At 62.5% G+C, this 15,793-nt stretch carries 14 protein-coding genes; 8 read left to right on the forward strand and 6 right to left on the reverse strand.

Features of this window, described 5'->3' with window-relative positions:
• Window positions 1-159: 159 nt before the first annotated feature.
• A complete protein-coding gene (locus AC2ETI_RS21375; protein WP_020970870.1) occupies window positions 160-1,050 on the forward strand; it encodes a LysR family transcriptional regulator in 891 nt (296 codons plus the stop codon).
• On the opposite strand, the gene AC2ETI_RS21380 is transcribed toward AC2ETI_RS21375, so the two are convergent.
• Window positions 984-1,928 carry a LysR family transcriptional regulator gene (locus AC2ETI_RS21380; protein ID WP_020970869.1) on the reverse strand — a complete coding sequence of 315 codons (945 nt, stop codon included), beginning with the start codon at window positions 1,926-1,928 and terminating at the stop codon, window positions 984-986. The genes AC2ETI_RS21375 and AC2ETI_RS21380 overlap by 67 nt on opposite strands.
• Window positions 1,929-2,115: 187 nt before the next feature.
• Between AC2ETI_RS21380 and AC2ETI_RS21385 the strand changes: the two genes are divergently transcribed.
• The 6 genes from AC2ETI_RS21385 to AC2ETI_RS21410 are packed head-to-tail and all read left to right on the forward strand — an operon-like array spanning window position 2,116 to window position 8,174.
• Entirely contained in the window at window positions 2,116-3,675 is a 1,560-nt protein-coding gene (locus AC2ETI_RS21385) for an AMP-binding protein (protein ID WP_483634366.1), read from the forward strand.
• Window positions 3,672-4,718, forward strand: a complete 1,047-nt coding sequence (locus tag AC2ETI_RS21390; protein WP_003940131.1) for an MBL fold metallo-hydrolase — start codon at window positions 3,672-3,674, stop codon at window positions 4,716-4,718. The genes AC2ETI_RS21385 and AC2ETI_RS21390 overlap by 4 nt, the downstream gene beginning before the upstream one ends.
• A 37-nt stretch (window positions 4,719-4,755) precedes the next feature.
• Complete coding sequence (locus AC2ETI_RS21395) at window positions 4,756-5,517, forward strand: crotonase/enoyl-CoA hydratase family protein (protein WP_020970867.1); 762 nt, start codon at window positions 4,756-4,758, stop codon at window positions 5,515-5,517.
• The gene (locus AC2ETI_RS21400; RefSeq protein ID WP_047888317.1) at window positions 5,514-6,326 is read left to right on the forward strand and encodes an enoyl-CoA hydratase/isomerase family protein; all 813 of its coding nucleotides are present in this window, start codon (window positions 5,514-5,516) and stop codon (window positions 6,324-6,326) included. Before AC2ETI_RS21395 ends, AC2ETI_RS21400 begins: the two co-directional genes overlap by 4 nt.
• A 30-nt stretch (window positions 6,327-6,356) precedes the next feature.
• Window positions 6,357-7,259, forward strand: coding sequence for a LysR family transcriptional regulator (locus AC2ETI_RS21405; RefSeq protein ID WP_019745405.1), 903 nt, complete (start codon window positions 6,357-6,359; stop codon window positions 7,257-7,259).
• 3 nt (window positions 7,260-7,262) lie between these two features.
• Entirely contained in the window at window positions 7,263-8,174 is a 912-nt protein-coding gene (locus tag AC2ETI_RS21410) for a LysR family transcriptional regulator (protein ID WP_021331933.1), read from the forward strand.
• On the opposite strand, the gene AC2ETI_RS21415 is transcribed toward AC2ETI_RS21410, so the two are convergent.
• From AC2ETI_RS21415 to AC2ETI_RS21435, 5 genes are all read right to left on the reverse strand, one after another.
• Window positions 8,171-9,076: an NAD(P)H-dependent flavin oxidoreductase gene (locus tag AC2ETI_RS21415; RefSeq protein ID WP_153211945.1), complete on the reverse strand. Its 906-nt coding sequence runs from the start codon at window positions 9,074-9,076 to the stop codon at window positions 8,171-8,173. The genes AC2ETI_RS21410 and AC2ETI_RS21415 overlap by 4 nt on opposite strands.
• Window positions 9,077-9,129: 53 nt before the next feature.
• On the reverse strand, window positions 9,130-10,785 hold the full coding sequence (locus tag AC2ETI_RS21420; RefSeq protein ID WP_269577148.1) for a class I adenylate-forming enzyme family protein: 1,656 nt from the start codon (window positions 10,783-10,785) through the stop codon (window positions 9,130-9,132).
• A 41-nt stretch (window positions 10,786-10,826) separates the two neighbouring features.
• Complete coding sequence (locus tag AC2ETI_RS21425; RefSeq protein ID WP_007729494.1) at window positions 10,827-11,591, reverse strand: SDR family NAD(P)-dependent oxidoreductase; 765 nt, start codon at window positions 11,589-11,591, stop codon at window positions 10,827-10,829.
• Window positions 11,592-11,645: 54 nt separating this feature from the next.
• The gene (locus AC2ETI_RS21430) at window positions 11,646-12,776 is read right to left on the reverse strand and encodes a thiolase family protein (RefSeq protein ID WP_021345610.1); all 1,131 of its coding nucleotides are present in this window, start codon (window positions 12,774-12,776) and stop codon (window positions 11,646-11,648) included.
• 134 nt (window positions 12,777-12,910) lie between these two features.
• Window positions 12,911-14,374, reverse strand: a complete 1,464-nt coding sequence (locus AC2ETI_RS21435; RefSeq protein WP_019745400.1) for an MFS transporter — start codon at window positions 14,372-14,374, stop codon at window positions 12,911-12,913.
• A 195-nt stretch (window positions 14,375-14,569) separates the two neighbouring features.
• Here AC2ETI_RS21435 and AC2ETI_RS21440 point away from each other — a divergent pair, with 195 nt between their 5' ends.
• Entirely contained in the window at window positions 14,570-15,727 is a 1,158-nt protein-coding gene (locus tag AC2ETI_RS21440; RefSeq protein ID WP_020970861.1) for an acyl-CoA dehydrogenase family protein, read from the forward strand.
• Window positions 15,728-15,793: the final 66 nt, after the last annotated feature.

A 15,793-nucleotide genomic window follows, 5' to 3' on the forward strand; every position in this document is an offset into this window, starting at 1 on the left:
GGTGGTTCAGACCCATCCGTAATTGGTCTGGACCAATTACGCTAGGTGGCGCCGGGTAGAAAAAGGTGTGTCCTGTATGTCCGACTAGTGAAGCGTGCGTGAACACCGTCTGCGCTTGCCGGCGGTACTGTCGGCTGCGCTTATGGCAAAGTCGATGGCGTGGACCTACGTCAGATCGAGTACTTCCTTGCCGTTGCCGGTGGGGAGTCCTTGTCAACGGCTGCGCAGAATCTGTCGGTCACCAAGCCGTCGTTGTCGCAGGGTATTCGTGGTCTCGAGCGTGAACTCGGAGTCGAACTGTTTCACCGTGTCGGTCGCGGTTTGGTTCTGACGGCGGCAGGTCGGGCGTTGGTAGGGCCGGCGCGGCAGATGATGCGCAGCAGTGCGGCCGCATTCAATGTCGCGACCGGGACGGCCGACGAGCCTCGTGGGCGGCTCGACATCTGCTCCGCGGCACATGGTCTCGAAGGTCCGATCGCACGCATCGTGGCGGACTTTCGTGAGCGGTGGCCTGCTGTGACCGTTCGGGTCGGTGAACTGCCGCAGGGCGCAACGTCTGAGCAGGTGTTGGCAGACGGCGCATGCGAGGTGGTCTTCAGCTATTGGCCACCCGACATGTCGGCGCTGTCCACGAAAGTGATCGGGGTGAACGAATACTGGCTGGCAGTGCCGTCGGGGGTTCATCCTGACGTCTGGCCGAATGGTGTGAAACCCGCTGCGGGAGAGCCGGTGTCATTGACGGCATTGCCCGATCTCCCCGTGGTGGGTGTGCTCAAACACTCGCGGGCTCGGCTTGCCATCGAGTCGTCTCTGCAGGCCGCCGGGGCCCGGACTCGGATGTCGACGGAGTTGGCGCAGCGGGAGACCGTCGGCGCGTTCGTCTTTGCGGGTTTGGGTATGGCATTCATGGAGCGTTCGTTGGCCGAGAGATCGGTCGCGTCCGGCGCGGAGATATTTCCGGTGGAGCCCGCAATCTCACTGAATTACGGCATCGAGTTCGATCCGGAGACGCTCTCGCCGTTGGGCAGGCTGTTCGTGGACGGCTTGTGACGTGTGGAGACGTTCTCGATGTACGCAGACCCGGCCGGCGAGAGCGGGCCGTCGCGGTAGACCAAGATCGTCTGCCGCGTGATCGGCGGGAAAAGCGAGCGAACCTCAGATGCTGGGGAGTCTTGTTCGGCGATCGATCTGGGCAGCAGCGCGGCGCCTACACCTTGCCCGACCATTTCCCGGACGGCAAGGCGATCAGGTACTTCCACGACGACGTTGGTGAGCTCCAGATCGCCGTCGATCGAATGCCCGCGCCGAAATGTCGATGCCTCGACCACCATCGGCAGGCGCGCAACCACGGCGCGCGGAACCGGATCGGGTAGGTCTGTGGCCAGGCGAACGGGGATCGACAAGACCGTTTCCTGGGTACTCACGGCAATTTCTCGAAGCCCGTCGGAGACATCGGTACTCGGGTGGGTCTCGAGAAACCCGAGTTCACACGTACCTGCTCTGACCAGCGCGCGCACGTCCTGTGCGTTCGGGACGGCGTTCGTGGAGAACCGAATTCCGGGCGCCGTCAGATGGAGGCGTCCGGCGACCTCTGCAACAGGGTCGATGGCAAGATCGGACTGAACAGCTATGGCGAGTTCGCCGGCGCGCAAAGCGGTTACTGCGGCCACCGCGGCTTCGGCCCGAGCAACGTCGGCGAGCAGCGCACGTGCAGAATCGGTAATTGCCAGTCCGACTGTGGTGGGAGCCAGACCGCGAGTGGTGCGCTCGAAGAGTGTGGCTCCGAGTGCTCGTTCGAGGTTGCGTACGGCCTGCGAGAGTGACGGTTGCGAGATACGCAGGACGTCCGCGGCGGCGGTGACGCTGCCGTGATCGACGACGGCGACGAGATACTGCGCGCTGCGTATGTCCATCCCGGGTGCCTGCATCTGGCAAATTCTCCCAGATGACCGGACCTTGGCGGCGGTGACTTGCTGCGACCTGCAGACATAGGTCTCAGCTATGGCTCTGTGCGCCTTCTCGTCTTTGTGGCGCAGGCCATAGCGATGGTCGACTGTTCCAGTACCACCGACCGCGGTTCGTGCTCGGTGAGTACCTGGAACACAGGAGCGTGATGTGAGCGAGCTTCACCTACCCAACCGGATACGCCACTCGGCGTCGACACGGCCGTCCGAACCGGCGATCACGTGCGGCGACCGAACTTTGACATGGGCTGAGCTGGATGGCGAAACCAGTACCTTGGCGAGCGCGCTGGCAGAAGTGACCGCAGCCGGTGCTCGCGTCGGTGCGCTACTGCGGATGGGGCTCGAAGGTGCGGAAACCTTCATCGCGTGTGCGAAGGCAGGCGCTGTGTTCATCCCGTTGAACTGGCGGCTCAACCCACTCGAACTCGTCGACATCGCCGAGGACGCGGAGCTCGACGTCTTGATCGTCGATGACGAGTTCGCCGCGGGGGCGGCGGCGATGTCCGCAGCGTTGCCGGAGATCGAGGTCATAACCGTGGGAGCTGCAGGGGGCCTGCCGGATTCGCGAACCTGGGCGGAGTTCGTGGCCTCCGGGAACGGCGTCGACCCCGGACAGGGGCACGATCCGGACGCAGCAGTTCTGCAGCTGTACACCTCCGGGACAACCGGCCGGCCCAAGGGCGTCGTGGCCACGCACTGGAATCTGTACAACGAGCCCGAGGGGTTCGATGTCTACGAATTCGGTTCGAATGCAGTCGCACTCGACGCACTTCCCCTCTTTCACATCGCCGGCGCCGGCTGGATGAGTACGTGCTTGTCGGCCGGAGTGCCATTGGTGCTGCTCGGAGACATGGCGCCGACTCGGGTCGCTGATGCCATCGCGACTCACCACGTCACCCACGCATTTCTGGTGCCTGCCGTCATTCAGACGCTGGTAGATCTGCCCACTCTCGACAGTTTCGATCTGACCAGCCTGGAGGTGGTCGCCTATGGGGCGTCGCCGATCACTCCGGCACTCCTCGCTCATGCGATGACTGTCTTGAACTGCAAATTCGTCCAGCGATACGGGATGACCGAGACAACTGGTTCGGTATCCGTCCTTCGTGCCTTCGACCATCATGTGAGCGGTCCGCGTTCGGAGTTGCTCCGCTCTGCGGGAAAACCGATGATCGGCGTCGAGATCTCCATTCGAGACGTCACAACTGGTGAGGTATTGCCGCCCAACAAATCCGGTGAGATCGTTGCACGCAGCAGAAACAACACTCGCGGGTACTGGCGACGTGACCGAGAGACCGCGGAATTGTTCACTCAGGACGGCTTTCTCCGAACGGGGGACGCCGGCCATCTGGACGACGAGGGGTATCTGTTCGTCACCGACCGCCTCAAGGACATGATCATCACCGGCGGTGAGAACGTCTATCCGATCGAGGTGGAATCCATTCTGGCCGAACACCCCTCGGTTGCCGAGGTCGCGGTGGTCGGGGTTCCGGACAAGCGCTGGGGTGAATCCGTCACCGCGGTGGTCAAACTGGTCGACGGTGCCGACGTGCCGAGCGTCGACGAGTTGATCGCGTTCAGCACAGCGAAGTTGGCGTCGTACAAGAAACCTCGCCAGATCCATTTCGTGGACTCCTTGCCTCGCAACGCGAGCGGGAAACTGCTCAAGTCGAGCCTGCGGACCATGCTGAACGCGAGCGGAGAAGCATCATGATCGTGACCGAAGACGTCGGTGTCGCACAACGTGAGGCGTGGGCGAACAAAGTCCTTCCACCGGTCGAACAGGTGCGGGACGGACTGTGGTCGATCCCTGTTCCCATGCCGGACAACCCTTTGCGTTACGTGCTCGTCTACGCACTCGCGCTCGACGACGGACTTGCCCTCATCGACGTCGGTTGGGATCACGAACAGTCGTGGCAGGCTCTCGTCGACGGCATAGCATCGATCGGATACCACGTTTCCGAAGTGCGCTATGCGGCAATCACGCACCTGCATCCCGATCACTTCGGTCTGGCGCCGCGTCTTCGGCAGGTCAGCGGCGCAACGCTTGCGATGCACGTGGCCGACGCGACGCTCCTCGGATACCACGGTCCCGAGCAGACCCGCGACGACATCAGTGGCTGGAACCTGCAATTGTCCGAACTCGGCGCACCGGCCGAAGTGCTCGACGCGTCTCGGGTCGACCTGGTGCGGTTCGCCGAGCACGAAACCATCGACATTGTTCTGGGAGATGGTGATTCACTCGATCTTCCCGGGTGGAATCTCCGGGCCCAGTGGACACCGGGGCACACTCCCGGACATCTCTGCTTCGTGGAAGAGGACAGAGGCTTGTTGTTCAGCGGCGATCACATGCTGCCGAGGATCAGCCCGAACATCTCCACGATTCCCGGTGAACTCGAGAACCCGCTTCATCGTTATCTTCTCTCGCTCGAGGCGACGACAACACTGGGCGAATGCGAAGTGCTTCCGGCACATGAATATCGATTCCGTGGGATCGCCGATCGTGCACGTCAATTGATGGGGCACCACGAGGAGCGATTGGCGGAGATCGTGGCTGCGGTGCAGGATGAGCCCGAATCCACGGCCTGGGAACTCTCACGCACGATCTCCTGGTCTCGCCCGTTCGAACAGATGTCGCCGCGACTACTTCGCTTGGCAGTCCGCGAAACCCATGCTCATCTCGTTGTTTTGGCCAAGCGGGAGATCGTGACACCGTCCGGCGGCACACCCGTGCGCTGGAGCATTCGCGCGCAGTGACCTTTCAAGAATCTCATCACGGAAGTAGGAACCGAACATGAGCGTCGTGCTCACCGACTTCGCCGACGGCGTTGCCGTCATCACCCTCAATCGTCCCGAGGCCAAGAATGCGGTCAACCTGGAACTCGCAAAGGCACTCGCAGCCGCGATCGACGAGTTCGAGGAACGGTCCGATCTCACCATCGGCATTCTGACCGGAGCTGGTGGAACCTTCTGCGCCGGTATGGATCTCAAGGGATTTGCGCGCGGGGAACGGCCATCGCTGCCGGGTCGTGGGTTCGCCGGCCTGACTGAAGCGCCGCCGTCGAAGCCGCTGATCGCAGCCGTCGAGGGGTGGGCCCTCGCCGGCGGGTGCGAACTGGCGTTGGCAGCCGATCTGATCGTGGCGTCCACCGACGCGAAATTCGGCTTGCCCGAAGTGAAGCGGGGACTTGCCGCGGCCGCCGGTGGCCTTCTGCGTCTGCCCAAGATCCTCCCGTACCAGTTGGCCATGGAAATCGCGATCACCGGGGATCCGCTCAGTGCCACCGTGGCGCATCATCACGGCTTGGTCAATCGGCTCGCCGAACCTGGACAGGCGCTGACCGTCGCACGCGAGCTTGCGGCCCGAGTAGCGGCAAACGGTCCACTGGCTGTTCGCGCGACCAAGCAGGTACTGGCAATGTCCGCCAAGTACACCGATCCGGATGCCTTTGTCGCGCAACGCGAATTCATCGATCCGGTCTTCACCTCACGTGACGCCAAGGAAGGTGCAACGGCGTTTGCCGAGAAGCGCTCTCCCGTGTGGAGTGGCTCATGAGTGCCGAGACGATCGAGCGCGCGGCCGTAAGCATCGAACGTGACGGTGCTGTCGCGACGATTGTTCTCTGTCGGCCGCACCGCCGCAACGCTCTCGATCTCGACGCCTGGATCGCACTACGTGAAGCAGTCCTCGAACTTCAAGAGGATTCGCAGATTCGCTCTGTGATCCTGACCGGCGCGGACGGGACCTTCTGTGCGGGCTCCGATCTGGACAAACGCGGCTCGTCGCACCCTCTCGATCGCATGCGTGTCATCAACGCAACGGCCATCGCACTGGGTGAGTTTCCCAAGCCTCTGGTGGCGAAGGTCGACGGGTTTGCCGTCGGAGCCGGATGGAACATGGCGTTGCTCTGCGACTTCGTCGTGGCAGCCAAGGGCGCGAAGTTCAGCCAGATCTTTGCCAAACGGGGGTTGTCTGTCGACTTCGGTGGTTCGTGGATCCTGCCGAGACTGGTCGGCCTCCAGCAAGCGAAGCGACTGGTGATGCTCGCCGAGACGATCGACGCACAGGAAGCCTACGAGCTCGGGCTGGTGACCTATCTGGTCGAGCCGGGTGAACTGGACGAACACACGTCGAAGCTTGCGCAGCGGCTCGCTGACGGTCCGCCAGCCGCACTGAGTCAGTCTGCCGCCATGCTCGAACGTCACACCTCACTCTCGTTGCGGGAAGCCTTGGACAACGAGGCGAGGGCGCAAGCGGTCAATTTTGCGACGGATGCTACCGACGCGGTTCGTGCCTTCGTGGAAAAGCGGGAGCCGGTCTTCACCGGAGAGTGGGCCGTACCAGGGCTAACTCGATTGGAGTGAGCGTCGGATCGCTGGTCGTATGATGGATGAGTGGATCTGCACTTCGTTACCTACTTCGTCGCTGTTGTCGACCACGGTGGGATAACGAAGGCCGCTCAGGCTCTCTACATTTCGCAGCCCTCGCTGTCACAGGCAATTCGCACGCTCGAGCGTCGACTCGGCGCCACGCTGTTCGATCGGACCGGTAGGCGGTTGGTTCTTACCGACGCGGGCCGCACCTTCGATCTCGCGGCCAGGAGAATCCTTGCCGACGTCGAGCGCGCGAAGGCTAAAGTGACCGCCGTTCGCGAACTCGAGTTCGGCCGGGTGGACGTCGTCTCGTACTCGGCGTTCTCCATCGATCCGATGGTCGAGTTGGTTCGTCGATTCCGGGCCAACTTTCCGAAGATCGTCGTGCGCGTCCTCGACACGTACGGCCCGGCCGGGGTCGACAATGCGTTACGGCGAGGGTCGGCCGAGGTCGGCGTCACCGATCTGAGTATCGGGTACGAAGGTTTGGTCACGGCTCCGATTGCCGCCCAGGAGTTGGTACTCGCCACCCATGCGTCGTTGTCCGGCCGGCTTGCAACGCCGTTGGCGGATCCGGTTCCGCGAACGCTCTTGCACAGTTTGCCGTTGGTGGTCGATCTCGGTGATCAATCGAATCAGTTCCGGGGTCTACTCAGCGAAGGCGCCGAGAACGTAGTCGTGGACTGTGTCCACCCTGTGACCACGTGGGAACTCGTGCGTCGAGGGATCGGCGCCACCGTCGTGCCGAGAAGGGTTGCACAGCAGCAGATGACAGACGTCTGCGCCTTCTCCTTCGATCCGCCGCTGACACGCGACGTCGGCATCGTCTATCGCTCGGGCGAGCAATCCCCGGCCGCCGCCGCATTCATCGCGACGGCTGCGGAAATGGCCACCTCCGCCGTTCCGTCCAAGGAAGAGGAGTGAACTGTGGAGTTCCGGCAGATGGAGTACTTCCTCGCGGTTGTCGAAAACAAGGGGATCAACGGCGCCGCAGCTGCTTTGGGAGTTGCTCAGCCGACCGTGTCACAAGCGTTGCGCGGGCTCGAACGTGAACTGGGAGTGCGGCTTTTCCATCGCATCGGGCGCGGCATGGTGCTCAGTGCGGCCGGTCGCAGCCTGGTCGGCCCGAGTCGACAGGTTTTGCGAGACGTAGCTGCGGCGGCTGAACAGTTGACGGCATCCGATGGCGCCATCGTCGGTCGCCTCGACATCATGGCTTTCCCTGCACTGACCTCGGGGACGATCGTCGATCTGATTGCGGAGTTCTGTCGACGGTATCCGCAAGCACGAGTCAGATTCTCGGAACTCGAGCGTGAGGACAATCTGGAAAGTCTCATCAGGGACGGCCACTGTGAATTCGCGGTGGCTCATCTGCCTCTCGAAGCGGGCGAAGGGCTCGAGATCGTCGAATTGGGGGAGCAGGAGTACCGCCTGGTCTACCCGGCGGGAACCGAACTACCCGAGGGGCCGGTACGCCTCTCGGAAATGCCGGACATTCCCATGGTATTCGTTCCTCGCGGGGCAGCGATGGGTGACGCGATCGAAGATTCGATCCGAAAGGCCGGTACCAGAACGGAACTCGCGGTGGTGACCGAGCAACGGGAGTCGCGGCTCCCGATGGTCATCGCCGGGCTCGGCGGTTCGTTGGTCGAGCGCTCGGTGGCGAAATCGATGCCTGGTCAGGTCGTGGAACGGGCCTGCGAGCCGAGATTCCTGCGTGCGTACGGTCTCGCCTTCGACCCCTCGACGTTGTCGCCGGTGGGACAGGTATTCGTGAACCTGATCCACGAGTACCTGTCCGACGAATCCCTGTCCGACGAACACCGGTCACAGCACTAGAGTCGGCAGATGCGTTCTCGAGCGGCAGCGTACTCGGCGGCGAGACGCTCTACTACTGCATGCGTCGGAAGTACGGCGTCGATCGCTCCGATGCCCTGTCCGGCGCCCCAGATGTCACGCCACGCCTTGGTATCGGTGTCGGTGGTCGCGAAACTCATTGCGGAAGGATCGGATTCGGCTAGGTTGTCGGGATCCAAGCCGGCGGCAACGATGCTGCCCCGCAGGTAGTTTCCGTGTACTCCGGTGAACAGGTTGGAATAGACGATGTCGGAGGCCCCTGAACCCACGATCATCTCCTTGTACGCAGGATCCGCGTTAGCCTCTTCGGTTGCGATGAAAGCTGATCCGACGTATGCCAAATCGGCTCCGGCCGCGAGCGCAGCGAGAATCGAATCACCATGAGCGATGGCACCTGACAACAGCAGTGGACCGGCGAACCACTCACGAATTTCCCGAATCAGGGCAAACGGCGACTGCCTACCGGCATGACCACCGGCCCCGGCAGCTACCGCGATCAGTCCGTCGGCGCCCTTCTCGATCGCCTTGCGTGCAAAGCGATTGTCGATGACGTCGTGAAGAACGATTCCACCGTATGCGTGGACGGCGTCGTTGATGTCGGTGCGAGCGCCGAGGGACGTGATGACGATCGGAACCTCGAACTCGGCGATGGTCGCCAGGTCCTCTTCCAGGCGGTTGTTGGACCGGTGGACGATGAGGTTGACGGCAAATGGCGCCGACGGATTCTCCGGGTGCTCACGATCATGTTCCTCACGAGCCACGGTGATCAGTTTGAGCCAATCCCGAAGTGCCGACTGCGGACGAGCATTCAGTGCCGGGAAGGACCCGATGATCCCAGCGGTGCACTGCGCGATGACGAGGTCAGGAGTCGAGATGATGAACATCGGTGAAGCGAGAACCGGGACACGCAGTTGCGACGTCAGGTCTGCGAAGGTCGTCACCTGGAACCGCCTTTCTGATCGACGGATTCGAGAAGTCTCGAGCGGAGGTCGGTCTTGAGGACCTTACCGGCAGCCGATGTCGGAAGGAGTTCTACCTCGACAACTTCGCGAATCTTCTTGTACGGCAGCACCTGCTCGGCGACAAACGCCTTGATCTGCTCGGCGTCGAACTCGGCGCCCGGAATCATCACCACGAAGGCTACGGGCTCCTGGCCGTTGCTCCCCACTTCGCGGCCGACAACCGCGGCAGTCGAGATCGCCGGGTGCGAAACCAGAATCTCTTCGAGTTCACGCGGATAGACGTTGTACCCCTTGTAGATGAGCATGTCCTTCGCCCGGTCACAGATGAAGAGGTATCCGTCCGAGTCCAGGTACGCGATGTCACCCGTGTCCAACCAGCCGTCGACGAACTGTTCTGCGGTGGTTTCCGGGTGTCCGAGATAGCCGTCGGTGACCTGAGGCCCACGCACCCACAGTTCGCCGCGTTCGTTCTCGCCCAGAACGGTCTTCCGGTCCAGCTGATCGCGAATCTGGATTTCGGTGTCGAAGATCGGGAGGCCGACGCTGCTCTGCCGGTATTCCGAGCCGTTGATCAGCGGAGCTGCCGTGACCACACAGGTGGCCTCGGTCAGCCCGTACCCCTCGACGACGAGCGCTTTGGGAAATGCCCGGCGGAGTGCGGCGAGCGTGACGCTGTCGATCGGGGCAGCGCCCGAAGACACGACGCACACGCTGTCGGTGTTGCGCACCGTAGCGTCGGGATGAACCGACAGTGCATGCCACATGGCAGGAGACCCCGTGAGATAGGTGGCCTCGTGCTTTTCGATCAGCTCGAGCATCCGGCCGGGTTCGAACCGACCGGCAAATACCTGGGTGAGACCGGAAATCAACAGGAACGACGTGTTGAGCAACGAATGTGCGTGGAAGAGAGGTGAGACCACGATGGTCGCCCCTGTTCCCGGCGTCGGACCGAGCACGTCGAGGCCGTCGATGCGTCGAGGCGTGACGAGACCGTCAGGACCTGCCTCCAACTCGTGCCCGGTTCTCCACCCACACATCTGCGTGATGTTGCCGACGACGTTGCGGTGAAGAACACGAACACCTTTGGATACTCCGGTGGTTCCGCCGGTGAACGCGATGTGTGCGATGTCGTCGCTTCGGACGGAGGCAGGGGTGAATTCGGTGGGTAGATCGGCGATGAAGGCGTCGAACGCGACGACCGACTCCGGTGTGTCGAGCGCACCCTCGGTGTCCTGGACCATCACGATCGTACGTACGGAGGTTCCGGAAGAGGCCGCGAGCAGTGTGTGCAGCTGCGAACTCTGAGTGACCGCAGCAACGGCGGACGTCTCCTCGATCTGCTTGCGCAGTCCAAGTTCTGGCTGCAGCGGATTGACCAATGTAACGGTCGTCCCGGCCTGCAGGCAGCCGTAGTAGGCCTGGAGGAACTCGACGCAGTTGCCGAGGTGTAGCAACACGACGTCGCCGACGCCGACCCCGGCCTGCCGCAGTGCGCCGGCGAATTGTGCACTGCGCTGACCGAGTTCGCCGAACGTGCACGTGCGCTCGCCGTCCACGACGGCGAGGCGATCACCGTAGAGCGCCGCCATGCTGGGTGCCCAGTAGGCCATGGTGGTGTCCGGGTAGTGCATGTTGTGGCGCAGTTGTGGATTGGCGATCACGCTGATGCCCGTCACCGGGGAGCCATTCGGATCGCGCCGTCGAGTCTGATGGTTTCGCCGTTGAGATAGCCGTTCTCGAGCATCGAGACGGCCAGCTGGCCGAACTCGTCCGGGCGACCCAGCCGGGAGGGGTTGGGAACCGAGGCTTCGAGGGCCGTGCGCACGTCTTCGCGCAGGCGCGCCAGCAGGGGAGTGTCCATGATGCCGGGAGCAATGGTGTTGACGCGGATTCCGCGGCTGGCGAGATCGCGCGCAGCAGTGACCGTCATACCGACGATGCCGGCTTTGGACGCCGTGTAGTTGATCTGACCGATCTGACCTTCGAATGCTGCGACCGACGCCGTCATGATGATGGCACCCCGCTCACCGTCCACGGCATCGAGTTCTGCCATCCGCTCGGCGCCGAGACGGAGTGCGTTGAACGAACCGACAAGATTCAGTTTGACGACGAACTCGAAATCTTCGACCGATCCGGCTTTTCCGTCCTTGTCGAGAATGCGCATGCGACGCCCGGCACCCGCGCAGTGGACGACGCCGCGAAGGCCGCCGCGCTCGTGCGCCGCGTCGAGTGCTTCGGCGAATTGTTCGCTGTCGGTGACGTCGGCCGGGGCGAATTGCGCGGCAGCTCCGAGATCGGCCGCCACCTGCTTACCGTCGGACGAAGGCAGATCGATCAACGTGACCTGCGCTCCGGCGTCGAGCAGCCGTCGAGCGGTTGCCAGGCCGAGACCTGAAGCGCCGCCGGTGATCGCGGTGGAAAGTCCCTCGAGTTTCATGGATCAATTCTTCTTTCCTGCTGGATGACGTGTCAGCCCGAAAGCGTTGTCGGGTCAGATCAATTCGAGAATGGTCGCATTGGCCATGCCGCCGGCCTCACACATCGACTGGAGACCGTATCGAATTCCGTTGTCGCGCATGTGATGTGCCAGGCGAGTCATCAAGATCGCACCTGATCCGCCGAGTGGGTGGCCGACCGCGATAGCGCCGCCGAGCGGATTCACACGATCGATGGCTGCGCCGGTTTCAGCCTGCCAGGCAAGCGGGACGGGGGCAAATGCCTCGTTGATCTCGAAGGCGCCGATGTCGTCGATGGACAACCCGGAGCGGTCCAGTGCCTTTGCGGTGGCGGCAATCGGACCGGTGAGCATGATGACCGGGTCGTCGGCTGCGACCACTGCGGTGTGAATACGAACGAGCGGCTTCCAACCGCGTGCCCGGGCGTACTCGCTGGTCGTGACGAGTGTGGCGCCCGCCCCGTCGGAGATCTGAGAAGAGTTGCCGGCGTGGATGACACCGTCGGCGTCGAAGGCCGGGGGCAACTTCGCGAGCGACTCCAAACTTCCGCCTCGCCGAATGCCTTCGTCCTGGGACAACCCGGCGATCGGAGTGATTTGCCCGGTGAATGCTCCTGCATCGGTGGCGCTGGCCGCGAACTCGTGTGAGCGGAGGGAATATTCGTCCAGGGCCGTTCGGGTGAGTGCCCATTTCCGGGCCATCATCTCGGCGCCGGTCCCCTGGCTGAAACTGTCCACACCGTAGCGTTCGAGTACCGAAGCCGGGAAATGCTCACCGTTCTTGCTGGCGGTTCCCATCGGAACTCGCGACATCGATTCGACGCCTCCGGCTACGACCACGTCGTTCTGACCGGAGATGACGGTGGCCGCAGCAAAGGAAACAGCCTGCTGGCTCGATCCGCAGGCCCGGGTCAATGTGACGCCGGGAACGCTGTCGGGCCAGCCGGCGGCGAGTGCCGCTGTGCGGGCGATGCTTCCGGCCTGTTCGCCGACCTGACTGACGCATCCCCAGATCACGTCGTCGACCGTGGCCGCGTCGAGTCCGGTCCGTTCAGCGAGTGCACGCAGTACATGTGCGGACAGTTCGGCCGGATGGATCTCCGAGAGGGCGCGTCCTCGACGGCCGATCGGTGTACGTACTGCGTCGACGATGACGGCATCTCGCATGTATCTCTCCTGCTGTTCGTGCCCGGTGTTGCGATTGTGCGGTCGGGGCGTACCTCGAGTCGATCACGAGCGGGTCGACCCGGCAATGTCTTTCGGTGAATGGCTTTGTTAGCGAATGGCTATACGTGGAGCATTCAGCCGCGGATGAGCTTGCGATCGCGCTCGGGATTGGCGAAGACGAGGACCAGAACCGCGGCGACGACTCCGATGATGCCGATTGCCTGGAAGGACTGGGCGTAACCGTCGGCCGGGGTTGCTGCGTTGTCCACGATGACTCCCGTTGCGTAGGGAGCAATCAGGCCACCGATCGACATGATGGCGAGGAAGAATCCCATGGTGCCTGCAGTCTGCTGCGGCGGGCACAGTTCGGAGATCGCAGCATTGATGAGCGGGAAGGTGATTGCCGAGAATCCGTAGCCGATCGAGACCATGGCGACAGCGACGATGGGAGTGGAGATCTGTGGCAGGAACAAGAGAATCGATCCGCAGATCAGAACGCCGACACAGGGGACGATGACGCGAACCGTGCGAGAGGTGAAGCCGCGGCCGATCAACTTGTCCGTGACGGAACCGGAGGTGATCATGAGGACGAGACCGACGATCGAGGGCAGTGCGAACATCGAACCGGCTTGCATCGCACTGTATCCGAGGCCGACCTCGAAGTACGACGGCAACCAGGTGAGAACGACGGTGGTCAGTGCGTAGATGGTGGCGATGAGGAAGCAGCAGCTGACGAAGGTGCGGGAGAGCAGGATCTTGCGCCACGGAACGTTGGGCTCGGTGACTGCCTTCGTTGCCGTCCCGGTCGCCTCGGTTGCTTCTGTATCTGCAGTCTTGGTCGCCTTGACGGCCTTGCTCGTGTACGGGCCTTCGGACCAACCGGCCAGCCAGCAACCCATCCACACGAGTCCGAGGACAGAGAGCGAGAGAACCGCTGCGCGCCAGCCGTAGTGAACGGCGATGAAGGTCAGTACGGGCGCGAGGGCGATCTTCGCGACGGAGGCGGATCCGGCGAGCATTGCACCGGGAAGGCCGCGCTTGGCCGGCGGGTGCCACGAGTACGCGGCGGTGTGCATCAGCGCCGAGCTGGGGCCTTCGGCGAATCCGAGGAGCATGCGCGAGACGATCAACATCGCGAGGCTGGCACCGAGAACGAGGGGGAGCATGACCACGGACCAGATTGCGGCCAGGATCAACAGCGCCCAACGTAGGGTCAGGTACTTGTTGAGCGGTCCGGCGAGAAATCCGCCGATGCAGAACATCAGGAAGAACAGCGAGCCGACCATGCCGATTTGCGAAGACTTCAGTCCGAGCTCGCGAGCGAGGGGCTGAGCGATGATTCCGAGGACTGCTTTGTCCGCGTAGTTGACGATGTAGAGGAAGACGACGAGCCCGGTCATCGTCCACGCACGCTTGCGGGTACCGAAGACGGGGACTGCTGACGAATCTGGCGTTGCTGTTGCTTCGGGCTGGACGTCGTTACGCTGTGGCGCGATGGGGGTCACGTGGCGTCCCTTCGAGACTGGTGGGCGGATGCGATCGTGCTCGAAGCGCGGCCTCGAAGCGATCGATGGTGTTGTGTTTGCCGGCTGACCCATTCAACGTGTTCTGGATCACTTTGAGCAATGTCGCGTCGATGATCGGAACGATAGCGGTTGCCTATGTATCGCAGGTCAGGCCATATTGGTACGCCCTATCGGACGCATAGCCGATGAGTGTTGGATCGAATACGGGACGTTGAGGCAAGGTGAGATCAGGATCACCCTGTTCCCTTGACCGACTGGAGTTCATACATGCAGCGCACCGTGTTCAACGAGGATCACGAGGCATTCCGGGCTACCGTCCGCGATTTCATCGCGAAGGAAGTAACCCCGGTCCACGAGAAGTGGGAAGAGGACGGTCACCCGCCTCGTGACTTCTACCGACGACTCGGAGAGCTGGGCGTACTCGGAATTCAGGTGCCGGAGGAATACGGCGGAGGCGGCGAGAAGTCGCTCAAGTTCAACGTCGTCGTCGCCGAGGAAGTTGCTGCCGCCGGGGCGTCTTTCGGCTCGCAGTCGGTGCATACGAACCTGATCCTGCCCTACCTGCTCGAGTACGCGAACGACGAGCAGAAGAGCCGCTGGTTGCCGGGCTTCGCTTCCGGCGATCTGATGTTCGCGATTGCGATGACCGAACCGGGAACAGGGTCGGATCTGGCGAACATCGCGACGACGGCCAAGCTGTCGGAGGACGGTACGCACTACGTGGTCAATGGTTCCAAGACGTTCATCACCGGCGGGGTACTTGCCGATCGTGTCCTGGTAGTGTGCCGCACCGCGCCCAGCACAGCGGAGAACCGACGCACCGGGTTGTCGATCCTGGTGGTCGACACGTCGTCGCCCGGATACTCGGTGGGGCGCAAGATCAACAAGATCGGTCTCAAGACCTCCGACACTGCGGAGCTTTCGTTTGTCGACGTACAGGTGCCCGTCGAGGACCGGCTCGGAGAAGAGGGCGACGGATTCAGCTATCTGACCCACAACCTGGCTCAGGAGCGGTTGACCATCGCTTTCGGAGCGGCCGCCACTGCCAGTGCAGCGCTTCGCTTTGCCATCGACTACGTCAAAGACCGCAAGGTGTTCGGTAAGCCCGTCGCGGCATTCCAGAACACCAAATTCGTTCTGGCCGAATGTGCTACCGAGGTCGATGCCATCCAGCTGGTGTCCGACAACGCACTCGAATGTCATGACCGCGGCACTCTGACGATTCCCGACGCCGCGAAGGCGAAACTGTTCTGCACCGAGGCGGCAGGTCGAGTGATCGACAAGTGCCTCCAATTGCACGGCGGGTACGGCTACATCACCGAGTATCCCATCGCGCGTCTTTACGCAGACACGCGTGTCACACGAATCTACGGTGGCACAAGTGAAGTCATGAAGACCATCATCGCGAAGGATCTTGGTCTCTGACGCACTCTCGATATGTTTTCGGCCTCGGAACATTTGTTCCGAGGCCGAAAACATGCTCCAGGTAGA

The organism is Rhodococcus sp. MurmanLake-1 (assembly GCF_056945715.1).